23 protein-coding genes are annotated in these 25794 nt (G+C 61.8%); 12 read left to right on the forward strand and 11 right to left on the reverse strand.

Going from position 1 to position 25794, the window contains the following annotated elements; translation table 11 throughout:
- Positions 1–27: 27 nt before the first annotated feature.
- Positions 28–825, reverse strand: coding sequence for a hydroxymethylpyrimidine/phosphomethylpyrimidine kinase (locus M5B42_RS20925; protein ID WP_248746878.1), 798 nt, complete (start codon positions 823–825; stop codon positions 28–30).
- Between the two features lie 286 nt (positions 826–1111).
- On the opposite strand from M5B42_RS20925, the gene M5B42_RS20930 reads away from it, so the two are divergent.
- Both M5B42_RS20930 and M5B42_RS20935 read left to right on the forward strand, forming a co-directional pair.
- Complete coding sequence (locus tag M5B42_RS20930; protein ID WP_248746879.1) at positions 1112–3502, forward strand: hybrid sensor histidine kinase/response regulator; 2391 nt, start codon at positions 1112–1114, stop codon at positions 3500–3502.
- A 90-nt stretch (positions 3503–3592) separates the two neighbouring features.
- Complete coding sequence (locus tag M5B42_RS20935) at positions 3593–5242, forward strand: acyl-CoA dehydrogenase family protein (RefSeq protein WP_248746880.1); 1650 nt, start codon at positions 3593–3595, stop codon at positions 5240–5242.
- Between the two features lie 93 nt (positions 5243–5335).
- Here the strand turns inward: M5B42_RS20935 and M5B42_RS20940 are convergent, their stop codons facing one another.
- A complete protein-coding gene (locus tag M5B42_RS20940; RefSeq protein WP_248746881.1) occupies positions 5336–6553 on the reverse strand; it encodes a hypothetical protein in 1218 nt (405 codons plus the stop codon).
- Between the two features lie 327 nt (positions 6554–6880).
- Here M5B42_RS20940 and amn point away from each other — a divergent pair, with 327 nt between their 5' ends.
- Positions 6881–8353 (forward strand): AMP nucleosidase, encoded by a 1473-nt coding sequence (gene amn / locus M5B42_RS20945; RefSeq protein WP_152741749.1) that lies wholly within the window; start codon positions 6881–6883, stop codon positions 8351–8353.
- A gap of 235 nt (positions 8354–8588) precedes the next feature.
- Positions 8589–9221: a pseudouridine synthase gene (locus M5B42_RS20950; protein WP_152741750.1), complete on the forward strand. Its 633-nt coding sequence runs from the start codon at positions 8589–8591 to the stop codon at positions 9219–9221.
- A 12-nt stretch (positions 9222–9233) separates the two neighbouring features.
- Here M5B42_RS20950 and M5B42_RS20955 read toward each other — a convergent pair whose 3' ends face one another.
- The gene (locus M5B42_RS20955; protein WP_100941503.1) at positions 9234–9443 is read right to left on the reverse strand and encodes a DUF2788 domain-containing protein; all 210 of its coding nucleotides are present in this window, start codon (positions 9441–9443) and stop codon (positions 9234–9236) included.
- A gap of 93 nt (positions 9444–9536) precedes the next feature.
- Entirely contained in the window at positions 9537–10016 is a 480-nt protein-coding gene (locus tag M5B42_RS20960; RefSeq protein WP_007937367.1) for an Lrp/AsnC family transcriptional regulator, read from the reverse strand.
- Positions 10017–10472: 456 nt separating this feature from the next.
- On the opposite strand from M5B42_RS20960, the gene M5B42_RS20965 reads away from it, so the two are divergent.
- Positions 10473–11618 (forward strand): DUF6515 family protein, encoded by a 1146-nt coding sequence (locus M5B42_RS20965; RefSeq protein ID WP_103495836.1) that lies wholly within the window; start codon positions 10473–10475, stop codon positions 11616–11618.
- Between the two features lie 4 nt (positions 11619–11622).
- Here M5B42_RS20965 and M5B42_RS20970 read toward each other — a convergent pair whose 3' ends face one another.
- Positions 11623–12513 (reverse strand): cation diffusion facilitator family transporter, encoded by an 891-nt coding sequence (locus M5B42_RS20970; RefSeq protein ID WP_248746882.1) that lies wholly within the window; start codon positions 12511–12513, stop codon positions 11623–11625.
- A gap of 34 nt (positions 12514–12547) precedes the next feature.
- Positions 12548–12967: a polyribonucleotide nucleotidyltransferase gene (locus tag M5B42_RS20975; RefSeq protein WP_103495838.1), complete on the reverse strand. Its 420-nt coding sequence runs from the start codon at positions 12965–12967 to the stop codon at positions 12548–12550.
- 265 nt (positions 12968–13232) lie between these two features.
- On the opposite strand from M5B42_RS20975, the gene hrpB reads away from it, so the two are divergent.
- Positions 13233–15764, forward strand: a complete 2532-nt coding sequence (gene hrpB, locus M5B42_RS20980; RefSeq protein ID WP_248746883.1) for an ATP-dependent helicase HrpB — start codon at positions 13233–13235, stop codon at positions 15762–15764.
- Between the two features lie 148 nt (positions 15765–15912).
- Here hrpB and M5B42_RS20985 read toward each other — a convergent pair whose 3' ends face one another.
- Entirely contained in the window at positions 15913–16995 is a 1083-nt protein-coding gene (locus M5B42_RS20985) for an endonuclease/exonuclease/phosphatase family protein (protein WP_248746884.1), read from the reverse strand.
- 10 nt (positions 16996–17005) lie between these two features.
- On the reverse strand, positions 17006–17668 hold the full coding sequence (locus M5B42_RS20990; RefSeq protein ID WP_103495843.1) for a YciC family protein: 663 nt from the start codon (positions 17666–17668) through the stop codon (positions 17006–17008).
- A 182-nt stretch (positions 17669–17850) separates the two neighbouring features.
- Between M5B42_RS20990 and M5B42_RS20995 the strand changes: the two genes are divergently transcribed.
- The 4 genes from M5B42_RS20995 to M5B42_RS21010 all read left to right on the forward strand — a co-directional run bounded on the left by M5B42_RS20995 (position 17851) and on the right by M5B42_RS21010 (position 20945).
- Positions 17851–18627 (forward strand): DUF2076 domain-containing protein, encoded by a 777-nt coding sequence (locus tag M5B42_RS20995; protein ID WP_248746885.1) that lies wholly within the window; start codon positions 17851–17853, stop codon positions 18625–18627.
- A gap of 282 nt (positions 18628–18909) precedes the next feature.
- Positions 18910–19389, forward strand: coding sequence for an NYN domain-containing protein (locus M5B42_RS21000; protein WP_248746886.1), 480 nt, complete (start codon positions 18910–18912; stop codon positions 19387–19389).
- A 26-nt stretch (positions 19390–19415) separates the two neighbouring features.
- Complete coding sequence (locus tag M5B42_RS21005; RefSeq protein ID WP_248746887.1) at positions 19416–20027, forward strand: 3'-5' exonuclease; 612 nt, start codon at positions 19416–19418, stop codon at positions 20025–20027.
- A 351-nt stretch (positions 20028–20378) separates the two neighbouring features.
- Positions 20379–20945 carry a Bro-N domain-containing protein gene (locus tag M5B42_RS21010; protein ID WP_248746888.1) on the forward strand — a complete coding sequence of 189 codons (567 nt, stop codon included), beginning with the start codon at positions 20379–20381 and terminating at the stop codon, positions 20943–20945.
- 159 nt (positions 20946–21104) lie between these two features.
- Here M5B42_RS21010 and M5B42_RS21015 read toward each other — a convergent pair whose 3' ends face one another.
- Together M5B42_RS21015 and M5B42_RS21020 are read right to left on the reverse strand one after the other, a co-directional pair.
- The gene (locus M5B42_RS21015) at positions 21105–21308 is read right to left on the reverse strand and encodes a type II toxin-antitoxin system Phd/YefM family antitoxin (protein WP_248746889.1); all 204 of its coding nucleotides are present in this window, start codon (positions 21306–21308) and stop codon (positions 21105–21107) included.
- A 58-nt stretch (positions 21309–21366) separates the two neighbouring features.
- Positions 21367–21828 (reverse strand): Lrp/AsnC family transcriptional regulator, encoded by a 462-nt coding sequence (locus M5B42_RS21020; RefSeq protein WP_248746890.1) that lies wholly within the window; start codon positions 21826–21828, stop codon positions 21367–21369.
- Between the two features lie 161 nt (positions 21829–21989).
- Between M5B42_RS21020 and yedA the strand changes: the two genes are divergently transcribed.
- A complete protein-coding gene (gene yedA, locus M5B42_RS21025; protein WP_248746891.1) occupies positions 21990–22880 on the forward strand; it encodes a drug/metabolite exporter YedA in 891 nt (296 codons plus the stop codon).
- A 58-nt stretch (positions 22881–22938) separates the two neighbouring features.
- Positions 22939–24273, forward strand: a complete 1335-nt coding sequence (locus M5B42_RS21030) for a DEAD/DEAH box helicase (protein ID WP_100941488.1) — start codon at positions 22939–22941, stop codon at positions 24271–24273.
- 138 nt (positions 24274–24411) lie between these two features.
- Here the strand turns inward: M5B42_RS21030 and M5B42_RS21035 are convergent, their stop codons facing one another.
- A complete protein-coding gene (locus tag M5B42_RS21035) occupies positions 24412–25671 on the reverse strand; it encodes a TIGR03862 family flavoprotein (RefSeq protein WP_248746892.1) in 1260 nt (419 codons plus the stop codon).
- Positions 25672–25794: the final 123 nt, after the last annotated feature.

Genomic DNA, 25794 nt, shown 5'->3' on the forward strand with positions numbered 1-25794 from the left:
CCTCGGGGTGTTGGGTAGCGCTGAAAGTTACGAGCAGAAATCCAGGGGCAGGCGTCGGGGTACGAACTGGCCTTTGCCCAGTTGCTCGGCATCACGCAAGGTCCGCCAGGTATAGTTCAGCGCGGTCTGTACGGCGCTGACCAGGCCTTCGCCCAGGGCCAGGCGTCCGGCCAGGGTGCTCGCCAGGGTGCAGCCGGAGCCGTGGTAGCTGCCGGGCAGGCGTTGGCACTTGAAGGTCTGGCGGGTGCCGTCGCGGCTGTACAGGCGGTTGTGGATTTCGTCTTCATCGCCATGTCCGCCGGTGATCAGCAGGTGTTGGCAGAACGGCAGGAGTTTTTCCGCGCATTCGTCGGCGCCGCCCTCGGGCAATTCGGCGAGGATGCGGGCTTCCGGGAGATTGGGGGTGGCAATGGTCGCCAAGGGCAGCAGGCGTTCGCGCATGGCATAGCCGACTTCGTCCTTGCCCAGGCGGCCGCCGCCGCCGGCGCGCAGCACCGGGTCGCAGACCAGCGGCAGGTGCGGGTGCGCCAGGAGCAGTTCGACCACGGTGTCGACCATTTCCAGGGAGCCGAGCATGCCCAGCTTGACGGCCGCCACGGTCGAGTCGTTGAGTACGGCATTGGCCTGGGCCAACACCCACTCACGATCGAGCACGCGGAATTCACTGACATTGACCGTGTCTTGCACGGTCAGCGCGGTGACCGCGGGAGCGGCATGGCAACCCTGGGCGAGCAGGGCTTCGATATCTGCCTGGAGGCCGGCACCACCACTGGGATCGTGGCCGGAGAGACAGAGGACAACGGGACGGGAGCTGTAGGTATTCATGGAGCGCGAGCTTACCACCAAACGCTTTTTTCGGGATCGTCCGCCCGGCGTTGAATTTGTCCCCTGAAGGTTTTTTCAGGGCGGCCGATAACCCTTGGTCATACAGCCAGGTTTTGTGCTGGGACGCCCGTTCTAGAGCCTTTGGATAAAATGTTTCAATGGTGTGTTTTAGCCATTAGTGGCTATGCTAGAGTGGATCCAAACGAATAACAGGTCATGAAGTTTCACGTCGTCTCAAAGGGAAGGGGGGCTCCTGACGCGACTTGATTGGCCATGCTGGGGCTGTATGCGCTATTTGCTGCTGATTTTGTTGAGCTGGCTGCCGCTGCCGCTGTCGGCGAGCGCGGTCGAGTTTGATGAGTCCACCCAGAGCCTGCCTCTGGGCCGGGTCATGCAGGTGTTCGAAGACGCGAGCGGCCAGGCCGATATCGCGCAGATCGCCTCGCCCGCCATGGCCCCACAGTTTCATGCGCACAACAAGGCCTCGCTGAATGCCGGCTATACGCTCTCGGCGTTCTGGCTCAAGGTCGACCTGACCTACCTCCCCAAGGATCCCAGCGCCCGACGCATCTGGTTGCTGGAGTTGGCCTATCCGCCGATGAAACACATCGAACTCTATGTGCCTGACGCCAAGGGCAGCTATCGCCTGGCCCAGCGCACCGGTAATGAATTACCGTTCGCCAGCCGGCCGATCAAGCAGAACAACTACCTGTTCGAGCTGGCGTTCGCTCCCAACGAAAGCAAGACCGTCTACCTGCGGCTGCAAACCGAAGGCTCGATGCAGGCGCCACTGACCCTCTGGTCGATGCAGGCCTACCTCGAAGACGAACCGGTGCGTTTGTATGTCCTGGGGCTGATCTATGGTGTGCTGCTGGGGATGCTGGTCTACAACCTGTTCATCTACCTCAGCGTGCGCGACACCAGCTACCTCTACTACATTTTCTATATCGCCTCGTTCGGCTTCTACCAACTGTCGGTCAATGGCGCCGCGGCGCAGTATTTCTGGCCGAACAACCCCTGGTGGGCCAACGCATCGACGCCTTTCTTTATCGGCCTGGCGGGTTTCTTCGGTTGTCAGTTCACCCGCAGCTTCCTGCACACGGGTGCCCACAGTCGCTGGCTGGACCGGCTGTTGCTGCTGTTGATGGCCTATAGCGCGGTGGTCACGGCGATGTCGCTGTTGACCGGTTATGCCCTGGCCCTGCGTCTGGCGACCGTCCTCGCCCTGGCGTTCACCGTGACTATTTTCGTTGCCGGGATCAGTGCCTGGTATTGCGGCTTGCGGGTGGCGCGCTACTTCATTATCGCCTGGTCGGCGTTCCTGCTCGGCGGCCTGGTCAATACCCTGATGGTGCTGGGCTACCTGCCGAACGTGTTCCTGACCATGTACGCCAGCCAGATCGGCTCGGCCCTGGAGGTCGGGCTATTGTCCCTGGCCCTGGCCGACCGGATCAATACCATGCGCGAGCAGCAGGCGCAGACCTTGCTCGAGTCCGGGCAGAAGCTGGAAGTGCTGAACCGTGAGCTGGCCAACAGTAACCGGCTCAAGGATGAATTCCTCGCCACCGTCACCCATGAACTACGCACGCCGATGAATGGTGTGATTGGCTCCCTGGAACTGATGCAGACCCTGGAACTGGACTCGGAACTGGCGCAATACCAGCAGACGGCGGCCGGTTCCGCACGGGACATGATGCGCATGGTCAATGGCATCCTGACCCTGACCGAGTTGCAGGCTGGCCGGCTCAAGGTCACGACGCAGTCGTTCGGCCTGCGGCGCCTGCTGGATGGTTTGCAGGAGCAGTTTGCCGGTCGCGTCCAGGGCAAGGGGCTGCATTTCGCCATTGAGGTGGACGACAACGTGCCGGACAGTCTCCATGGCGACGCGCAGAAAATCCTGCAGTGCCTGGAATGCCTGGTGGACAACGCCATCAAGTTCACCCGTGAAGGCGGGTTGGTGTTGCGGGTGCGCGGTCGGCAGGTCGCGGAGCAGCAATGGGCCCTGTCGTTTGCGGTCATCGACAGCGGTATCGGTTTTATCGACCTGGATGAAGCCACGCTCTATCAACGGTTCTTCCAGCTGGATGGCTCGATGACCCGTGAATATGGCGGCCTGGGGATTGGCCTGGCGATCTGTCGGCAGTTGATCGACTTGCTCGGCGGTCACCTCACCCATCAGTCGGAGCCGGGGATGGGCAGCCGTTTCCAGCTTGACGTCGAGGTCGAGGCGCTGATCCCGCGGGCGCTGCGGCCCTCGGCGCTGTCGGTGGCGCGTTATCCCTACGACTGCACCCTGTTGCTGGTGGATGACAACACCGTCAGCCAGTTGGTGGTGCGGGGCATGTTGCTCAAACTGGGGTATCGGGTGTTCACCGCGGTCGACGCCCGGGCCGCGCTCGATGTCCTGCATGGGCAGGCCGTGGATGGGCTGTTGCTCGATTGCCCGGCGCAGCCGGCGGACGAGGTATTGCTCTGTCGACAGTTGCGGGCGATGCCCGGCGGCGCCGACCTGCTGATCCTGGCCCTGGTCAGCTCGACCGAGGCCAGCGAACGCGAGCGGTGCCTGGGGGCGGGCGTCACGGACACCTTGTCCAAGCCGGTGCGTTTCGAGGAGTTGAAGAGCCTGCTGGCCCGTTGTCTATTGACGCCTGTACAGGGTGAAAGCGCCGGTACTTAGGCGCTTATGTCGCTTTTTTCGCGACGGTACGCGTGATTCACTGGGTTCCCTGGCCTTTCTCTGCGAAGCCATTTCTCAAAGGAGCCCGACATGAACCTCCATCAATACGCCGAAACCCACGAGGTCACCAACCAGCCGCCGTCGCTGGACGGGACCAATCTCTATCGCATCGACCTGCCGCTGCAAGAGTGGGCGCGGCGTTTCGGCGCCGGTTGGGCCGAATCGCGGATCGATGTTTATGGCGCTCTGGCCGGCGGGCCGCTGATGGAGGCGGGGTTTCTCGCCAACCAGAACAAACCGGTGTTCGTCAGCCATGACCGTTACGGCCATCGCCAGGACCTGGTGGAGTTCCATCCGGCTTATCACGAGCTGATGCGCACCGCCGTCGAACACGGCCTGCCGTCGTTGCCCTGGACCGATCCGCAGGACGGCGCCCATGTCGCCCGCGCCGCCATGACCTACCTGCACAGCCAGGCCGAGGCCGGCACCGGTTGCCCGTTGACCATGACCTTCGCCTGCGTGCCGGCCTTGCGTCTGCAAGCGGATATCGCCGGGCAATGGCTGCCGAGCATCCTCAGTACCCAATACGATCCGCGCAATATCGGCATCGCCCATAAAACCGGGGCGACCATCGGCATGGCCATGACCGAGAAGCAGGGGGGGACCGACGTGCGGGCCAACACCACCCGGGCCTATCCGGTCGGCGCTGGCGGCCCGGGGCAGCCTTACGAACTGGTGGGGCACAAATGGTTCTGCTCGGCACCGATGTGCGATGCCTTCCTGACCCTGGCCCAGACCGACAAGGGCCTGACCTGTTTCCTGCTGCCGCGCCATCGCCCGGATGACAGTCGCAACCAGTTCTATATCCAGCGCTTGAAAAACAAGCTGGGCAATTGTTCCAACGCGTCGAGCGAAGTGGAGTTCCGTGGTGCTTTAGCCTGGATGATCGGCGAGGAAGGGCGCGGCGTACCGACCATTATCGAGATGGTGGCGATGACTCGTTTCGATTGCATGGTCGGCTCCAGTGCCTTGATGCGCCAGGCGCTGACCCAGGCCAGCCATCATTGTGCCCATCGGTTGGTCGGTGGTCGCGTGCTCAGCGAGCAGCCGCTGATGCAGAACGTGCTCGCCGACCTGGCGCTGGAGAGCGAGGCGGCGCTGGCCTTGAGCCTGCGCATGGGCCGAGCGCTGGATCATCTGGGGGATGAGCACGAGGCGAAGTTCGCCCGGCTGGTCACGGCGGTGGGCAAATACTGGATCTGCAAGCGTGCCCCGGCGATGATCAACGAGGCCGCCGAATGCATGGGCGGCGCCGGGTATGTGGAAGACAGCATCCTGCCGCGGCTGTACCGCGAAGCACCGGTCAACTCGACCTGGGAAGGTTCGGGGAACGTGCAGTGCCTGGATGTGTTGCGTTCGTTGTCCAAGGAGCCGGGCGTGCTGGAAGTGCTGTTCAGCGAATTGGGCGACGGCCATGGCGACAAACGCCTGGCCCGGCATATCGAACACTTGAAGCTGGCGTTTACCGACACCCATGATATCCAGTACCGCGCCCGGCAACTGACCGAAGACATCGCCCTGGCGTTGCAGGCCAAGTTGTTGCTGGAGGCGGGCAATGCCGAGGTCAGCGATGGTTTTATCGCCAGTCGGCTGGAGGCCGGGGGACGGGTCTACGGAACCTTGCCTCGTGGGGTGAATGTCGAGGCCATTGTTGCCCGCTCGACGCCGCAGGTTTTTTGACGGGCGATGGCAGTGTCGCAGGGGAGGGCGGTTTTGAAACTTCAAATGTGAGAGTGGAACTTATAGTTTCCCTCTCACAATGATCGGTTTCTATCAGCCTAAAAGGCGGGCGATGATGCCGGTACCGTCGGTTGAGCCCGAGATCAGTATCTTGTTGTCAGGTTGTACTTGAACGACAGGGGACGGTTGTGAACTGATGATCTGGAGTTCCTGGGTTCCGAAGTCCGCGTCCGGGGTGCCATCTTTTATATACCTGAGTAACGCAGACCGGGTGCTGCCAGGTGGTTGGCACAGTACGACGATTTTTTCGTCCGCTTGTACAGTGGCGTACAAGGCATGCCATCCATAGTCCAGTTCGCCGTTGACGAATATTTCCAGGGCTTTTCCCCCATTAAACGTATTATCTTCCTTGCCGTCTAAGTTAACACGTGACAGAAGAGGCAGTGCTCCTGTCAGAACACCACCCATCCCTCCTTTGAAAATATACCCTGCCGCCAATGTCTTTCCGTCAGGTTGCTGTGACAAGTGAATAAGCTCCACATGAACGCCCCCCGTGCCATCAATCAAAACAAATCCGTGATTGTAACCGCCATAGCTCAAATCCAGCTCGCCCTTGTCGGTATAGCGAGCAATGAGTCCGCCTTTTTGGTAGATACCGCCGACCAGGATCTTGTCGCCCTGGAGGGTCAGTGATTGAAAAGTGGCACCCTCCATTCCGTACACCAGGCCATTGTTGCCGAAGGTCACGTCAGGCTGGCCGTTTGCACTGAGGCCAAAAATCACACCGCCACGTCCGGCTCCAATATCTGCGGTTTCCGCGGCCACGAAAACCTTTCCATCCGGCTGAACCGCTATCCCCGTTCTGCGGCGACCGGCGTCCAACTGGATATTGAAAGAGGTCATGCCGTTAGTGCCGAATATCAGGTCCAGGCGGCCATCAGGCAGTAGTCGGGCGAATAGCGCAACGCCGAAAGGGTTGAAGCCGTCTCCGAGACCGAGGAATACAATGATTTTTCCATTTGATTGCACAACGAAATTCAATAGCGTGGCGTTATGGTTCTCCGGGAGGCGAGTATGGACAACACCTTGGTTGCCAAAGGTGTCGTCCAGAACGCCGTCTGTCGTGTGCCTCACGATGACCAGCATGTCCGATGACAGGATCGATCCAACCGACAGTATTTTTCCATCCGGCAATAATCTGGATGTGCCGTAGAAGGACTCGGACGCTAGCTGGATACGCACGATGCCTTGGGTTCCGAAACTGGGGTCGAAGCTGGCGGGCGCTTTGTTGTCTTTGGTTGATGGGTTCATTGAAGTAGACCTTGAGGGTTGAGAGGGGCCTCTACAACGCAATCAACGGTTAACTCCACACATCTCGGTACTGTGATTGGCAACAGGCACACGGGCTAGAAAACACCCAAAATACCTCTTTGTATACTGTCAGAAGTGACAGCTATTATTCGATTTATATCGATAGTTTTCTCTGATGATCAACGGCTTGGGGATATGGGTTTTGAACGCCTGCATCGGCGTACGGAGAGCTGATCGATCCCTCTCGGGTCAACCCGAAGGGGGAGGAAGTAGTGCCTTTGGAGGGCGGAACAGGCAAGATGAAGGTCTGCAACATCAGAAGACAGGATGCTCTCCGTGACCGAAGCTTTTATTGTCGTGCAATCCCCCGAAGAAGCCGTGGACCGTCTGGCCGAACTCCACGAGCGTGCCACCAGCGCCCTGAGCCAGGCCCTCAAGCGTTACCTCAAGGACCGCGTCGAACCCGACGCCGAACAGCGTGCCGTATTCCGCTACCCCGAATTGCGCCTGACCTACACCTACCAGGGTGAAGTCCCCGCCACCACCCGGGCCTACGCCAAGGTCCAGTTGCCGGGCACCTACAGTGTTACCGTCACCCACCCGGCGGCGTTCCGCAAATACCTGCTGGAACAACTGGTGCCGCTGATGCGCGACTTCACCGTCACGGTGGAAGTGGGCGTCAGCGAACAGAATATTCCTTACCCCTATGTGGTCGAGCAGGGCGATGAACTGGCCGGCTCCGGCGTCACCGCCTCGGCCCTGGCGCGGGTGTTCCCCAGCACCGACCTGTCGGCCGCCACCGATGACATCGCCGATGGCCTGCACGACTGGGAAAACACTTCGCCCTTGCCCTTGGCCCTGTTCGACGCCGCCCGGGTGGACTTCTCCCTGCGCCGCCTGGTGCATTACACCGGCAGTGACTGGCGCCATGTGCAGCCGTGGATCCTGCTGACCAACTACCACCGCTATGTCGACCAGTTCATCCTCCATGGCCTGCAACAGCTGCGTGATGATCCGCGTTTCGTGCGCATGGTGTTGCCGGGCAACGTGATCATCGACCAGAGCATGGAATACGGCGAGGCCCAGGCCGTGGCCGCCGGGGTGGTCTGGCACCGCTACCAGATGCCGGCTTACCACCTGCAGGCCGCCGATGGCCATGGCGTGACCCTGGTGAATATCGGCGTCGGCCCCTCCAACGCGAAGAACATCACCGACCACCTGGCGGTGCTGCGTCCGCACTGCTGGCTGATGATCGGTCACTGCGGCGGCCTGCGCCAATCCCAGACCATTGGCGACTATGTGCTGGCCCACGCTTATATGCGCCGCGATGGGATTCTCGACCGGGTAGTGCCGCCGAATATCCCGATCCCGGCCCTGGCTGAAGTGCAGATGGCTTTGCAACAGGCGGCGGCGAACGTCACCGGCGAACGTGGCGACGATTTGAAGAAGCGTCTGCGCACCGGCACCGTACTGACCTACGACGACCGTAACTGGGAGCTGCGCTGGGCCCAGGAGCGGCCGTTGATCAACCTGTCCCGCGCCGTGGCCGTGGACATGGAAAGCGGCACCATCGCCGCCCAGGGTTATCGCCTGCGGGTGCCATATGGCACCTTGCTTTGTGTGTCGGACAAACCGCTGCACAGTGAGATCAAGCTGCCGGGTTCGGCGAACGCCTTCTATGAGCGTGCGGTCAGCCAGCATTTGAAGATCGGTATTGCGGCGGTGGACCTGCTGCGCACCGAGCTGCATTCGCTGCATTCGCGCAAGCTGCGCAGCTTTGATGAGCCGCCGTTTCGTTAAGGTCGCTGATTTTCAGCGGTCTTGAGGGCCTATTCGCGGGCAAGCCCTGCTCCTACAGTTCCGGGTCGTACACAAAACCTGTGATCGCCATAGAACTGTAGGAGCAGGGCTTGCCCGCGAAGCTTTTGGCGGCCTTGAGAATGTCATCATCAACGGGTCAATGGACGCACGTCTGGAAATAATGACCGGCACGCCCTAGCATGGCGGCTCCTGATCCTCAGATGTCCTCTTTGCCATGTCTCGTCCACCCCGTCCCGTCGTGCGCCATTCGGCCGCGAAAACGCCTGTCGCGCCGCGTCGGGTCGCCAAGGCCCCGCCGGCCGAACCCAAGCTGATCCTGTTCAACAAACCCTTCGATGTGTTGACGCAGTTCAGCGATGGCGAAGGGCGCGCGACCCTCAAGGATTTTATCGACGTGGCGGGCGTCTACCCCGCCGGCCGACTCGACCGCGACAGCGAGGGCCTGCTGTTGCTGACCAACGACGGTCAGCTCCAGGCACGCATTGCCGACCCCAGGCACAAACTGGCGAAAACCTATTGGGTACAGGTCGAGGGTGTGCCTAGCGCCGAGCAGATCGAGCAGTTGCACAAGGGCGTGGAATTGAACGACGGCATGACCTTGCCGGCCCAGGCGCGGCAGATCGACGAGCCCGCGCTCTGGCCGCGCAACCCGCCGGTGCGGTTTCGTCAGAGCATTCCCACGGCTTGGTTGGAGTTGATCATTCGCGAGGGACGTAACCGTCAGGTCCGGCGCATGACGGCGGCGGTGGGCTTGCCGACCTTGCGCCTGGTGCGGGTGCGTATCGGCGACTGGACCCTGGACGGCCTGGATCAAGGCCAGTGGCGAGAAGTGCCGGCGCGTCTGTAGCTTGTGGCGGCGTTAAAGCGAGCCTGACTCGATCAGCCCGATCACCACGCTCTTGATCACAAACGCGACGATGCCCAGGCCCAGTACGAAAAACAGGATAAAGGTGCCGAAGCGCCCGGCCTTGGACTTCTTCGCCAGGTCCCAGACGATAAAGCCCATGAAAATGACCAGGATGCTGACCAGGCCGGTCATCATCCACTCTTCGAAAACGGCAGGATCCATCAGACCTCTCCAGCACGAGGGGGTGGAAAACCGTCCGATTATACGCCATGGGCGAGAACTGATCTGATCTCGGGCAATAAAGCGGTACGGCCATCAACTGCGCAAATGGGTCAACGGCAGTTCCGTGCTGTTGAGCACCTGGTTCAGCACAAAGCTGGAGCGTACGCTGGTCACCCCCTCGATACGCGTCAGGTGCCCCAGCAGCAGTTTCTGGTAGTGGTCCATGTCCGGCACCACCACTTTCAGCTGATAGTCGGCGTCCATCCCCGTCACCAGGCTGCACTCCAGCACCTGGGGCAGGGTGCGGATCGCCGCCTCGAAGTTTTCGAAGCGCTCCGGCGTATGCCGGTCCATGCCGATCAGCACATAGGCGGTCAGGCTCAGGCCGAGCATCTTGCGATCGAGCAAGGCCACCTGGCGGGAAATATAACCGTCGTCCTCCAATTGCTTGACCCGCCGCGAACAGGGCGAGGGCGACAGGCCGATACGCTCGGCCAGTTCCTGGTTGGAGATGCGGGCATCACGCTGCAATTCCGCCAGAATGCTCAGGTCGTATCGGTCGAGTTTGCTCATCGTCAGGGCCTTTCCAAGAACTATTGCGGTAAATTATCTATCTTAAGTTAAAAATTGCGCAAGAGATGTTTATTTGAGCAATGTTCGCAATCCTCTGCCGGCACCCCGGGCCTATGCTTATTACCAGAATCACTGCCCGGACAAGTGTCCTGTCTCGCAAGCCTGTTCACATTCGAGACAGACACCCCAGTCCACTGCGGCCCGCCGAATCAGGCCAGCCGCGGCCGACAATCCCACAGGATTGCGCCGGCCACCGGGCTACACGCTGTCCAGAAGACGGTGTGAGGTGAGCCGGCGTCAAAAGCGCCGAGCACGGACGAAGTTCTCAAGGGGAGGCCGACTGGTCTCCCTTTTTTAATGGGCGAAAAATAAGTTGTGCGACTGGTAGAGTGTCACAGAACCGGAATCCGCTTTCCCAGTCTTATGGTTAAGCCCTGAACCGCAGTGAGGAATGGAATGAAATCGCGCATCTGGCGTCTGGCAGGTGTTGGCTTGCTCTGTATGAGTGTTGGTGCGCAAGCACTGGCTGAAAACCAGGGTGATGAAAATCAGAAACATGAGGGCGAACATCGCCCTGAAGGGCGCCCGGGAGGTAACGAGGCGCATCCGCAAAACAATCAACCGCGTCCCCAGGCTCCGGCCCCACGGCCAGCCGCGCCGGAAGTCCGTCCCCCGGCACCCGCTCCGCGGCCACCAGCACCCGAAGTCCACATCCAGGCGCCGCGTCCACCGGCTCCTGCTCCTGCGCCCCAGGTTCGCCCGGAGAACAATCAGCATTTCGAGCGGCACGACCAGAACCCAGGCGGCCAATGGCAAGGCCGGCCGCCGCAGAACGAGCCCAATCAGGCGCCGCGTCCGGCACCGCAGAACAACCTGCCGATCCAGCCTCATCCCGACAGCGTACGCCAGACCCAGGAACCGTTGCGTGGCAACTATTCCGACATTCCCCGGCGCAACGGCAACAACCCGAACTGGCAGGGTGGCAACAATAACAACCGTCCCGGCGGTAATTTCGAGCATCACGATGATCGTCGCTGGCCGGGTCGTCCCGACGGTCATGGCAATGGCTGGGGCCCGGGCCCGCAATATCGCCCCGGCTATGTGGTCGATCGCTTTCCGGATCGCAACTGGCGGGTGCCTTACCGTGGCCAGGACTATTTCTTCTCCGGTGGCTACTGGTATCGCCCGCAGGGTGCACGTTACATAGTCGTCGCTCCGCCACGTGGGATTCGCACCACCTACCTGCCTGACTATGCGCGGGAAGTCTGGATCGGTGGCTCGCTGTTTTTCCTCGCGGCCGGTGCCTATTACCTCTACCAGGAAGATACCCAGGACTACGTGGTGGTCGATCCACCGGCCGCCGCGCCACAGGTTGCGCCCGAGCCGCAAGGCAACGGCTACGATGTGGTGGCTTATCCGGCCAACGGCCAGAGCCCGCAGCAGGTCCAGCAGGATGGCGAGGATTGCTATCGCTGGGCGGTGCAGCAAAGCGGCTTCGACCCGGCCAACGTGACCTACGCGCCGGCACCGGCGGTGGTCCAGGCTTACCGCCAGGCCCAGGGTAACTGCCTGAGCAGTCGCGGCTATCAGGTCAACTACTGACTGATCAGTGGCGCGGCGTTACCACTTCCCGCGGGTCGGCGTGCACCAGCACTTCGGCCTGCGGGTAGGCGGCCTGGATGGCATCGGCGGCCTTGTCACTCAGGTCGTGGGCCACCGATAGCGTCAATTCTCCCGGCAACTCCAGGTGCAACTGCACAAACCAGCGGTTGCCGGAGATCCGTGTTCGCAGGTCATGGGCACCCAGCACCCCGGGCACACTGCACGCCAGTTCCAGCATGTGCTGGCTGATATCCGGCGACAGCTCCTCATCCATCAGCACGGCGAAGCTTTCCCGGCCGATCTGGATCGCGCTCCAGAGGATATAGACCGAGATCCCCAGGCCGAACCAGGCGTCCACCTGCGGCCAGCCGAAGCCGGCGAGCACCAGCGCCAGCAGGATACTGGCGTTGAGCAGCATGTCCGAGCGGTAGTGCAGGGAGTCAGCGCGCACGGCGGTGGAGCCGGTCTCGCGGACCACCTTGTGCTGCAACAGCAGCAACCCGGCGGTCAGGAGCAGCGACAACACGATCACCCCGATGCCGATCCACGGGGCACCGATCGGTTCCGGGTTTTTCAGGCGCTCGAAGGCCTGGATCGCAATCAGCACCGCACTTACCGCAATGAACAGCGCCTGGGCCATGCCCGACAGGGATTCGGCCTTGCCGTGCCCGTAGCGGTGATCGTTATCCGCCGGGCGCAGCGCGTAGTGCACCGCCAGCAGATTGAGAAACGAGGTGACGCCGTCGAGCAGCGAGTCGGTCAGCCCGGCGAGCATGCTCACCGAACCGCTCAGCCACCAGGCGGCGGCCTTGGTCAGGATCAGGAGGCTCGCCACCCCGACCGAGGCCCGGGTAGCCAGACGTAACAGGCGGGCGTGTTCCGGGCTGCTGGTCATGAAGGCTGCGATCCTTTTTCAGTGTCCCCGGGGCTCAGGCCGCAGGACGCAGGTTGTACATCGCCAGTTGTTGCAGATTGCCTTTTTGCTGGATCAGGCGCGGGTCGTTCAGCGGTAGGGTCTGGTGCAGTTCGGTCTTGAGAATCGCCTGCAGCTTGAGGTTGTCGACGTGGCCATCGGCAGTGATGGCTTCCTGGAGTTTTTCCGGGGCGATCTGTGCGGTCTTGCCGTGGGGCAGATAAATGGCGCCCGTGGCGAAGTCGATGCCGAACGCGATCAGGCCGGGGATAACGAAGAACAGGATGCCGATGGCGTCGAGACCGGCGATCAGCGGGTCGATCCGGCCTTCGATCTGGCCACGCCGGTCCGGGTAGAAAATCGAGCCGCAAGCGCTCAGTTGGGTCAGCAGGGTAGCAACCAGAACGGTGCCGATAACACGGGAAACAATACGCATGGATATCTCCTGAAGGAAACGTGAAGCCGCTGGGGGCGCGTCTGGATCAGTTGTTAAGACCGCGATTAAGACCGGGCAGTTCGCCGTTATACCCGGCTCTTTGTCCGGGAGCCACCCTGAATGCGTTGCTGATTGATGAAGTCTTGCCGGCTTTGTACCCGGTGCCGGGCCAGGCGCGTGATGAGCTGACAACCGCTTGCAAAGCCTTTGGCTTTGGAGGCCCGCGGGGTTCACCGTATAATTCACGGTCAGCCTGGGAGCCACCATGAATTCGTTGCCGATTGATGAAGTATTGCCGGCTTTGCGCCAGGCGTTGAGCGAACGCCATGAGGCAGTGCTGGAAGCGCCGCCCGGTGCCGGTAAGACCACCCGGGTGCCGCTGGCGTTGCTGAACGAGCCGTGGCTGGCCGGGCAAACCATCCTGATGCTTGAGCCGCGGCGGCTCGCGGCCCGCGCGGCGGCCGAGCGACTGGCCAGTGAGTTGGGGGAAAAGGTTGGTGAAACCGTCGGCTATCGCATTCGCCTGGAAAGCCGGGTCGGCCCCAAGACGCGTATCGAAGTGGTCACCGAAGGTATTCTTGCCCGTCGTTTGAATGACGATCCGGCCCTTGAGGGGGTCGGGCTGGTGATCTTCGACGAATTCCACGAACGCAGCCTGGATGCCGACCTGGCCCTGGCCCTGAGCCTCAACGGGCGGCAGATGTTTCGTGACGAGCAGCCGCTGAAGATCCTGCTGATGTCCGCCACGCTTGAAGGCGAACGCCTGGCCGGTTTGCTGGACGACGCGCCGGTGGTACGCAGCGAAGGGCGGATGTTCCCGGTGACCTTGCGCTGGGGCCGGGCCTTTCAGCCCGGAGAATTTATCGAGTCGCGAGTGGTGCAAACCGTGCACGAGGCGCTGGACGCCGAGCACGGCAGCCTGCTGGTATTTTTGCCGGGTCAGGCGGAGATTCGCCGGGTGCACCAGCTACTGGAGGAAAGCCTGGGCGGGCGGGCCGATGTGCTGCTGTGCCCGCTGCATGGCGAGTTGGACCTCGCGGCCCAGCGCGCCGCCATCGAGCCGGCACCCGCCGGCAAGCGCAAGGTGGTGCTGGCGACCAACATTGCGGAAACCAGCTTGACCATCAATGGCGTGCGGGTGGTGATCGATGCCGGGCTGGCGCGGGTGCCGCGTTTCGATCCCGGCAGCGGCATGACCCGTCTCGACACCCAGCGCATTTCCCGAGCCAGCGCCACCCAGCGCGCGGGCCGTGCCGGGCGTCTGGAGCCGGGGGTGTGTTATCGGTTGTGGTCCGAAGCCCAGCATGAGCAACTGGCGGCCTATGGCAGCGCGGAAATCCTTCAGGCGGACCTGGCCGGGTTGGCCTTGCAGCTGGCGCGCTGGGGCGTGGCGCCCGGCGAGCTGGTCTGGATGGACGCGCCGCCTGCTGCCGCTTATGCCCAGGCCCAGGATCTGTTGCAGCGGCTTGGGGCGTTGGCCGGTAAGGCCGGCGCCGAGTACGCATTGACGAATCACGGCCAGGCCATGGCCGAGTTGCCGGCCCATCCGCGTATCGCCCATTTGCTGTTGCGCGGGCAGGCGCTGGGGCTGGCGGCCATGGCCTGCGATGTCGCAGCACTCCTGGGCGAGCGGGATATCCAGCGTGGTGGCGGGGCTGACCTGCACACGCGATTGGCCTTGCTGGCGGGTGAAGAGCGGGTAACCCGTGGTGCTCAGGGGGGCGTGCAGCGTGCGCGGCAACTGGCACGGCAGTATCGCGGCTACTTGCGCGGTTCGGCGAGTGAACCGGTAACCGACCCGGAGCACCCGCGCTGGCTCGGGGCGCTATTGGCCCTGGCCTATCCGGATCGGGTGGCGCAACAGCGCCGCGACGGTGGCGCGGAATACCGGCTGGCCAACGGTCGGGCGGCCTTGTTCAGCGAAACCGACAGCCTGATGAAACAGCCCTGGTTGGTGGTGGCCGATCTGGGCAGTCGCCAGGGCCAGCGTGAAGAACGTATCTACCTGGCGGCGGAGTTCGATCCGGGCCTGTTCGACAGCGTGCTGGCCGAGCAGGTGAGCACGGTCGACCAACTGGACTGGGATGAGCGCGAAGGTGTGCTGCGTGCCGAGCGCCAGCGCAAGGTCGGTGAGTTGATCCTCAGTCGCGAACCCCTGACCGGGCTGGACGAGGCAGCGCGTAGCCAGGCGCTGGTCAACCTGGTGCGGCGCAAGGGCCTGGAACTGTTGCCCTGGACCCCGGAGCTGCGCCAGTGGCAGGCGCGGGTAGCCTTGTTACGCAAACTGTACCTGGATGAGAAGGGCGAGAGCGAATGGCCGGATGTCGGCGACAAGACCTTGCTGGCGACCCTGGAACAGTGGCTCAAGCCCTATCTGGGGCGGGTTTCTCGGCTCAGTCATTTCGCCAACCTGGAACTGGCCGGAATTCTTCACAGCCTGTTGCCCTGGCCGTTGCCGCAACGTCTGGAGGAATTGGCACCGCATCATCTGAGCGTGCCTTCGGGCTCGTCGATCCGCCTGGACTACAGCGAGCAGCCGCCGATTCTGGCGGTGCGTCTGCAGGAGTTGTTCGGCCTGGCCGAGACTCCGCGGATTGCCGGTGGCCGCCAAGTGGTGAAACTGCACCTGCTGTCGCCGGCTCGGCGCCCGGTACAGGTCACCCAGGATCTGGCGAACTTCTGGCGCAGCACCTACGCCGAAGTGAAGAAGGACCTCAAGGGGCGTTATCCGAAGCACTACTGGCCGGATGATCCCTTGGTAGCCGAGGCGACGGCACGGATCAAACCACGCAAGTAAGAGCCCGCCCAAACCTGTAGGAGCCGACGTGCTGGCGATGCGATTTTTCAGGCGACAGAGATTTCGCCCTTCACACCGCTATCGCCGGCACGCCGGCTCCTACAGGGGCCGTGTTGGCCGCAGTAGCGCGCCCGGGGCTGGATGGCGACTACTGCGCCGCCGGCAACAGAAACCGCGCCAGCACCGGCAAGTGATCGGAAATCGTCAAGGTATCGTCCTGCCGCACTTGGGCCTCGACCCGCTTGAGCTTGGAACTGTAGAAAAAGTAGTCCAGGGTCCGATCCGGCCCACTGACGTCGGGATCGTTCGGGTAAAACGTCAGCCACCGCTCACGGTCGATGCCGCTGGCTTCGTTGTTGCTCGGGATCATCGGGTATTTGTCCCACAGCAGATGCAACTCACTGTCCGCCGAGTAACCGCCGCGCAAGCGTGGTGGCAGGCGCAGATACTGTCCCAGCGGCAGCAGGTTGAAATCACCGCCGATCAGCCACGGCGTGCCCTGGCTCTCGAACTTGTCGAGCAATTGCAGGGTTGCCGCTGCTTGCCTGAGTTGGGTGTCGTTCTGGGCAAAGGCCCCCAGTTGCGTATTGACCACCGCCAACTGTCCGCCGTCGCTCAGCGGCAGGTAGTTCACCAGCAGCGCCGGCCGGGGCTCGAACTGGCGCTTGAGCAGATTGCCCGAGGCCAGCGGCAGTTGCTGGCGTTCGGCGTGTTCGACCTGATAGCGACTCAAGGTCGCCAGCTTGCGCCCGACACTGCCGAAAATATGCAGGTTCGGGACAAAGTCGGCTTTCCAGTCGAACGCCTGGGAACTGCAGGGATACAGGTCCGCAAGCCGTTCCTGAAGCAACTTCAACTGGTCCTGGTAAGCACTGCTCTTGGCATTCTCGTCGACTTCCTGCAACAGCACGATGTCCGGCTGCTCGTCGCGGATCACCCGGGTCACCTCGTCCAGGCTGAAAGCCATGTCTTCCGGGGTCGGACGATCGTCCGGGCCGCTGCCGTCGGGCAGGTCGTACCAGAACACATAACGTTTGCCCGCCAGGTACTGGAGGTTCCAGGTCATCACCTTGAGGGCCTGGCCGGGAACCAGCACCGGCGCCTCGGCGGTACAGCGCACGGGCAGGGTCTCGCGCTCTTCCGGGCGCCAGGTCAGGCTATAGACCAGCAGGGCGGCCAGGCCCGCGACAATCAGCAGGCCTGCCACCAGGTAACGTAATAGACGGGTCATGGGCCTCGGTTCAGTCTTTGGCGGAATTTTCACCGATCAGCATGTAGATTCGGAACAAGACGACGCAGCTGAACAGTTGCAGGAAACTGTGGGCGCTGTCGATGATCAGCATCAACACCGGGTTCTGCGGTGCCGGGTAGACACTCAGGCTCAACCCCTTGAGCAGCCAGAGTGGACCCATTACACACAAGATGCAGGTGAAGGTTAGCCAGAAGTGGCCACGGCTCAAGGCGAAGCTCTCCTTCATCGCCCGCAACGGCTCGCGCCCGCGCAGCACCAGCAGGTATTCGGAGAAGGCCAGGATCACGGTCAGCCAGATACCGGGAATGAAATACAGCGACAGGCCCAGCACGATGGCAATGGTATTGACCGCCGAGAGCAGCGCAAAGCGCGGCCACAGGCGCAGGGACATGGCCAGCAGATCGCGATTGGCTGGCGCTTCGCCACGGCTGCGGGCATCGAGAAACAGGATCAGCGCTGCCGTGTAGAGCGGATAGACCAGCAGTCCGGCCACCAAGCCATAGGCCGGTGAAGCATCCGGGCCCACAGCGTTGTCCAACACCTGCTGGAGCAAGGTTTCGAAGATCACCAGCGGCAGGCAGAGCAGGGCAATCTGGCGCAGGTTGCGCTGGAAAAAATACAGGGAATCGCGGATTACATTGAACGGGTTCATCGGTTGTCTATCGCGCAGGCTGAGGCAGAGCCACACTTTAACCGATGGCGCGGGCCGACACTCAAATGTAAACGTTAGGTAAGGACTATTGAAACTTCCAGTAACAACCCCATAACTGAGGGACGCCTGACCCGGTTGGGTCGAGGCGATCGATTTCTACCCGGCAATCTAATGAGGTCGCCATGAACAGCGAAGAGCAAACCCTGATCGATGGACTGTTTTCACGGTTGCAGCAAGCCGGAATGGACTCAGCCCCGCGTGACGCCCTGGCCGAGGCGCGGATCAAGGAACACCTGACTCGCCAACCGGCTGCACCGTACTACATGACCCAGTCGATCCTGGTGCAAGAGCACGCGATCAAGAGCCTCGACGAACAGAACAAGCAACTGCAGGCGCAATTGCAGCAGCTTCAGGACGAGTTGCAGCAGGCCCGTGCCCAGAGCGCCGCACCGGCGTCGAGCAGCGGTGGTTTCCTGTCGAGCATTTTCGGTGGCAGCCGCGATCCGGCTCCAGCGCCTGCACCGAGCAATTCCGGTGGCGGCTGGCGTGAGCCGGGGCGTCCTGGGTTCAATGCTCCGCCACCGCAGCAGAACTACAACACCCAGCCCAACTATCAGCAGCCTGCCTACGCCCAGCCTGCGCCACAGCAGGCGGCGCCCATGGGTAGCGGCTTCCTCGGTGGCGCGCTGAAAACCGCGGCCGGCGTGGCCGGTGGCGTGATGCTGGCGGAAGGCATCAGCAGCCTGTTCCATCACAACCAGCAGCAACCGCAGATCATCGAAGAAATCATCGAGCCGAGCCCGATGAGCAACAACGGTGGTGGCGGTGGTTGGGGCGATGATCAGCGTATGGCCAACAACGATTCCTGGGGCAGCAATAACAACCAGGGTGGTTTTGCCGACGCCGATTTCGATGACGACAGTTCCTCCTTTTCTGGCGACGACGACTCCTTCGTCTGACCCTCTGTTTGGGTGAACACAGCCCTGTAGGAGCAGGGCTTGCCCGCGAAGAGGCCCTTGAGGCCGCCAAAAGCTTCGCTGGCAAGCCATGCTCCTACAGGTTTTTGCGTGATTCGCCAAATCTGCGTTCGCCGCCTCAAGCCCATCAGAGGCCTGAAGCGCTGACACTTACCCCGCCGATTATTCGCTGAACCTTCCCCCGGGCTGGCATACTGCGCACCTAATCGCTTCCGAGCGCTCGTCATCACCCGCCAGTGCGCTTTTGCGCCATGAGGATTCGCGGTGAAGAAAATCGCTGTGTTCGCCGATGTGCAGAACCTCTACTACACCGTTCGCCAGGCCTATGGTTGTCACTTCAACTATGCCGCTCTGTGGGCTGATATCAGCCAGCGGGGAGAGATCGTCGAGGCCTACGCCTACGCCATCGATCGCGGCGACAGCAAGCAGCAGCAGTTCCAGCAGATCCTGCGCAACCTGGGTTTTACGGTGAAACTCAAACCCTATATCCAGCGCAGCGACGGCTCGGCCAAGGGCGACTGGGACGTGGGCATCACCATCGATATCATGGACGTGGCGCCCCATGTCGACGAAGTGGTACTGGCCTCCGGCGACGGCGATTTCGACCTGCTGCTCACGCGCATCATCGACAAGCACGGCGTCGAAGCCGTGGCCTATGGCGTGCCGGGGCTGACGGCCAATTCGTTGATCCGTGCCGCAAGCCGCTACGTGCCCATCGAAGGCACGTTGTTGTTGAAAAACTGAAACCGATTTTGCAAAGGGCTGGGCTTTTGGAACGTATTGCGGTCATCGACTTTGAAACCACGGGCATCACACCGAACGCGGGGTGCCGGGCCACGGAAATCGCCGTGGTCATCCTGGAACAAGGGCGCATCGTCGACCGTTACCAGAGCCTGATGAATGCCGGCGTGAGAGTGCCGGCCTTTATCGAACAGTTGACCGGCATCAGCAACGCCATGTTGCGTACCGCGCCGTCGGCGGAACGGGTGATGAACGAGGTCAACGAGTTTGTCGGTATGACTCCGTTACTGGCCCATAACGCCGCATTCGACCAGAAGTTCTGGGACTACGAATTGGGACGGATCAAGCGCACGCGTTTGCAGAATTTTGCCTGTTCGTTGCTGCTGGCGCGGCGCTTGATGCCGGCGGCGCCGAATCACAAGCTGGGTACGCTGACTGCGTTTGCCCGCTTGCCGCACACGGGGCAGGCGCACCGGGCCATGGCCGATGCCGAGATGGCGGCGAACCTGCTGGCGCATATGGCCGGCGAGTTGCGCGACAAGCATGGGGTACAGGTGTTGTCCCATGATTGGTTGTGCAAATTGCAGAAGGTGCCGGCGGCGAAGATCGGTGAGCATTTGAAGCGCTATCGGGGCGTCTGAAGACGCTGCTGTGATATTGCAATTTGTCGTGTGGTTTTTAGGAAATGTCGTACTGCGGGTGGCGATCTGTGCTGTCTTTTCCGAGCGGTGCAGTGACGTTAGCCTTTCTCCTGTCATCACCAAATCGGTGACAGGGCGTAGGAACCCTTGCAATTGACTCTTTCGATACTGAACAGCCACCATACTCGCTGGTTTTGTCGCCAGTGTTCCCCTCATGGTGGCCGTGCGCGGGCACGTTGATTCGTGGCCGAGTGTCCGAGAGAGCTCGGTTCCTACCCCGCGTACGGCTGCCACCCAAGTCCGTAGGAAGGCTTTTATGGCAGCTCCTTGAATCTCTCGGAGTATTCCAAAATGGAAAAAGTCATTCTCGAAAGCCACGCTGAAACCATACAAAAACATCTTGATGACGGCGCTGCTACTGATGCGTCAAAGCCGCTTGGTCTTGCCGTTAACATTGCTTTCGAACCACACATTTTTACCCGCCATCATCTAAAGCTCCGCGCCTTGCTCCTGCATGACGAAGCCTGGTTCTGCGCCCGTGATATCGGGCATCTGATGGGAATCGAGTGGCATGAACGCAAAGCCATCAAGCTCGATCCGGATCAGCGGCGAGTGCTGAAACTCAAGGGTAGCGGCCGATCTGAAGATCACCTGATGCTCAGCGAGTCCGGCGTCTACGCGATGTTGGTCTATCACTACCTGCCGGAAAATCGCCACCTGCGCCAATGGCTGACGCACCAGGTGCTGCCGATGTTGCGCGGCCAGCCGCAGCCGGCGTTGACCCAGGCGCCGAGCCTTGGAATTCTGGAATGGGATGGCGGTGCGTTGAGTCTGCTGCACTGGCGCAAGGAGCCGTGGATTCGTCTGCGTGATATGCCGCAGGTGGTGCCGGTCAGTGGGTGTGGCGGTGTTTGGTAGATAGCGATCGCGAGCAAGCTTGCTCCTACAGTTCTGCGTCGTTCGCGGACCTTGTGCACGACACAAATCCTGTAGGAGCAGGGCTTGCCCGCGATGGGGTGCGAAGCGCCCCCAGAACCGGTAAATGCGGACTATCAGGCAGCATGCCATCCCAGGTTTTTACGATTGCTTTCTGGCCCTGCGCTCACGCATTTCGTCTACGGTTAGAAACAATCCCTTCGCGTACTCGTCGGAGCTGATTGCCAGTAGCCGGGCAATTGCTATGGCGTTGTCCCTGCCATGGGGCCCGGCATCGTCGTCTGGATTTCCTAACGATGGCTCTTGTCGATTCAGATCGGGAACACCGGATTTCAGCTCGCTCATGATTGCACTCGCTTAGGTTTGCACCGGCGTCACTTTAAAAGACACTCACGCCCAACCATCAGCTTTTTGCTTTTCCATTCATGTCCAAATGCCCCAACGGCACCCGCCGCTCAATCGCGCTCGACAGCACAATCGAGGTCTTGCTGAAGCCGAACTGGGCAATCCGATTGATCAGTTGCTCCAGCTCCGCCATGCTTCCCACCGCGGCCTGCAGAATCACACAGGGATCCCCGGTCACCCGATGGCATTCGGTAATCTGCGGAATCTGCGCCAGGTCGTCATAGACCTGTTGCTTGCCATGCTGGTTGAGCCGCAACTCGATCACGCACTGGATCGGTAAACCGATCTTCGCCAGGTCCACCTTGGCTTGATACCCAGTGATCACTCCGCTGCTTTCCAGCTTTGCCACCCGCTCCGCCACCGCCGGCGCGGACAGGTTGACCTTGCGCGCCAGTTCGGCGAACGAGGCACGGCCATTGTCCAGCAGCTCACCCAGGATCAAACGGTCGTATTTATCCATCCACAGGCTCTCTATTGTGCGGGCTTTCGAAACAATGGTCGAAACCCCTGATATCCATGCTTTACAAAGTGTACTGGCCTTATAACACGGTTTTGTAACTTATTATTTTCCAGGCGCCTTTCTAGAATAAGCCTCCCTTGCCCTGCCTGGATCCGCCCCCCATGTCTGCCCCACGCCGTTTCCCGTTACCGCTGATCGGTGCTTTTTTTGCGTTGTATTTCATCTGGGGCTCGACCTACCTGGCCATTCGTATTGGCGTGGAATCCTGGCCACCGTTGATGATGGGCGGCATCCGTTTTGTGATCGCCGGCAGCCTGCTGTTTGCCTATCAACGTCTTCGCGGCGTACCGGCGCCGACCTGGCCGCAATGGAAAGGCGCGGCGGCCATCGGCGTGCTGCTGCTCAGTTTCGGCAATGGCGCGGTGACCCTGGCCGAACACATGGGCGTGGCCTCTGGCGTCGCCGCGCTGACGGTGGCCACGGTGCCGCTGTTCACCTTGCTTTGCGGCTATTTCTGGGGCAACCGCAATACCGGTCTTGAATGGGCCGGAATTGTGCTCGGCCTGATCGGTATCGCCCTGCTGAACATGGGCTCCAACCTGCAAGCCAGCCCGCTCGGTGCCGGCCTGCTGCTGTTGGCTGCCGCGACCTGGGCCTTCGGTTCGGTGTGGAGCAAGCACCTGCCGCTACCCCAGGGCGGCATGGCCAGTGCGGCGGAAATGCTGGTGGGCGGCGTGGTGTTGCTGATGGCCAGCTTTGTCCGCGGCGAGCGCCTGACCCAGATGCCCTCGACCGACGGCTGGATCGCCATGGCTTACTTGACCGTGTTCGGCTCGATCATCGCCTTCAACGCCTACATGTACCTGTTGAAGCATGTGCGCCCGGCGGCGGCCACAAGCTATGCCTATGTCAACCCGGCTGTGGCGGTGCTGCTGGGCATCCTCTTTGCCGGCGAGCACATCGGCTGGCAGGAGTGCATGGCCATGGGTGTGATCATCAGCGCCGTGGTGTTGATCGGTTTACCGCAGTGGCGCAAGCCGAAAGAGGCCTGACAGGGTAAACTGCCGCGCATTGCTTCACGGCGCTGACACTTTTTCCTACGGTATTTCCATGACATTCGCCACACTCGGCCTGATCGAACCCCTGACACGGGCCCTGGACACTCTGGGTTACCAGACCCCCACACCGATCCAGGCGCAGGCCATTCCCGCCGTATTGGCCGGTCGCGACCTGATGGCCGCGGCCCAGACTGGCACCGGCAAGACCGCCGGTTTTGCCTTGCCGCTGCTGCAGCTACTGACCCTGGAAGGGCCGAAGGTCACCGCCAACTCGGTGCGTTCGCTGATCCTGGTGCCGACCCGCGAGCTGGCCGAGCAGGTGCATGAAAGCGTGCGCCAGTACGCCGAGCACCTGCCGCTGAGCACCTATGCGGTGTACGGCGGCGTCAGCATCAACCCGCAGATGATGAAGCTGCGCAAGGGCGTCGACCTGCTGGTGGCGACCCCGGGCCGCCTGCTCGATCTGTATCGCCAGAACGCTCTCAAGTTCAACCAGTTGCAGACCCTGGTGCTCGACGAAGCCGACCGCATGCTCGACCTCGGTTTCCAGGAGGAGCTGGGCAATATCTACAAAGCCCTGCCGAAAAAGCGCCAGACCCTGCTGTTTTCCGCGACCTTCTCCGATGCCATCCGCCTGCTGGCCGGGCAGATGCTCAACGATCCGCTGAGCATTGAAGTCAGCCCGCGCAACGTGGCGGCCAACACCGTCAAGCAGTGGCTGGTGACGGTGGACAAGAAGCGCAAGCCGGAGTTGTTTGTGCACCTGATGCGCAAGCAGCACTGGAAGCAGGTCCTGGTGTTTGCCAAGACCCGAAATGGCGTCGACCAGTTGGTGGAAAAGCTCCAGGGCCTGGGTATCAATGCCGACGGCATCCATGGCGACAAACCCCAGGCTACCCGCCAGCGCGCCCTGGACCGCTTCAAGGCGAGCGAGATCCAGATCCTGGTGGCCACCGATGTGGCGGCCCGTGGCCTGGACATCGAGGACCTGCCGCTGGTGGTCAACTTCGACCTGCCGATCGTGGCCGAGGACTACATTCACCGGATTGGTCGTACCGGCCGTGCCGGCGCTACGGGTGAGGCGATTTCCCTGGTCTGCGCCGATGAGGTGAATCTGCTGTCAGCCATCGAGACCCTGACTCGTCAGACTCTCAAGCGCCAGGACGAAGCCGGTTTCGAACCGGATCACCGGGTGCCGGACACCGATGCCTCGGGCAGCGTGATCAAGAAACCGAAGAAGCCGAAAAAACCGAAGGCCGCCGGTGGCAAGCGCAACCTGGGCAAGTGGGTCGACAGCGGCGAGAAGCCGGAAGATGTGGTGCAGTCGATCAAACCGGTGCGCAAGGTGCCGGTGTTCAATACCGGGCCGCGCAAGCGCAAGCCGTAAGGCGAGCATCGATGCCGTGTTGGCTCCAGGGTCAACACGGTCATTGTAGGCGCCGGCTTGCTGGCGATGGCGTCCTTGAAATTGATGCAAGGCTCAAGGGCCTCATCGCCAGCAAGCCGGCTCCTACAGTTGTGTGCGTTATCCTGGAATGACCTTGTCTCGGCTCCGCTGCCGCAACCACTCCAATATCCCTTGTCCCGCCACCCGCCCGCTGGCAAAGCAGGCCGTGAGCAGGTAGCCGCCGGTCGGCGCTTCCCAATCAAGCATTTCGCCCGCACAGAACACCCCGGGCAAGGCCTTGAGCATCAATCGCTCGTCCATGACCTCGAACGGTATGCCCCCGGCGCTGCTGATGGCCTCGTCCAGCGGCCGCGCCTTGACCAGCGTCAGCGGCAGGGCCTTGATGGCGCTGGCCAGACGCGCCGGGTCGGCAAAGGTCTCGGCATCGGTCAGCTCCCGCAGCAACGCGGCCTTGATTCCGTCGATCCCCAACTGGCTGTGCAGGTGCTTGGCCATGGAACGTGAGCCGCGAGGTTTGGCCAGCGCGGCCTGGACCTTGTCCACAGGCTTGCCGGGCAGCAGGTCGATCTCGATCGTCGCCTGGCCTTGCTGGTTGATCTGCTCGCGAATCGGCGCGGACAGCGCGTAGATCAGGCTGCCTTCGATGCCGCTGGCGGTGATCACGCATTCCCCCAGGCGCGGCGTGTCGTGGGGCAGGGCGATGGCGACGTTCTTCAGTGGCGCACCGGCGAACTTGCCGCGCAGAACCTCGCTCCAGGCCGCGACGTCGAAGCCGCAGTTGCTCGGTTGCAAGGGGGCGACCGTCACGCCCTGTTGCTCAAGCAGCGGTAACCAGGCCCCGTCGGAGCCCAGTCGCGCCCAGCTGGCGCCGCCCAATGCGAGGAGCGTGGCGTCGGGGCGCAAGGTTTTTTCGCCCTCCGGGCTGTGGATAACCAGGCTGCCGTCGCGCCAGCCCAACCAGCGATGGCGGGTGTGGATAACTACCCCGGCTTCCCGCAGGCGCTTGAGCCAGGCGCGCAGCAGCGGGGCGGCTTTCATATCGCTGGGGAAAACCCGGCCGGAGCTGCCGACGAACGTAGTTATCCCCAGGCCGTGAATCCATTCGCACAGTGCATCGGCACCAAAAGCTCGGAGCAACGGAGCGATGTGGGGCGCACGTTCGGCGTAGCGGGAGAGAAACGCCGGGTAGGCTTCGGAATGGGTGATGTTCATGCCGCCGACGCCGGCCAGCAGGAACTTGCGTCCGACCGAAGGCATGCCGTCGTAGAGGTCGACCTGGATACCCGACTGGCTCAGGACCTCGGCGGCCATCAGGCCGGCGGGGCCGCCACCGATAATGGCAACGTGAGGGGTGGTGTCAGGGGTTGGCTGGGTCATGGCGGGCGGCGAATTGGCTGAACGAGCCGGGCATTCTACGTTTTTCCACTGAGGATGTGGTGTCCGCGGACCCTTGGGGCTGGCTGGTTGTTGTCCCCCGATCCTGTGTTTGACGCGGACTCG

Origin of the sequence: Pseudomonas sp. MWU12-2037 (genome assembly GCF_023242345.1) — a bacterium.
GTDB lineage: Bacteria > Pseudomonadota > Gammaproteobacteria > Pseudomonadales > Pseudomonadaceae > Aquipseudomonas > Aquipseudomonas gingeri_D.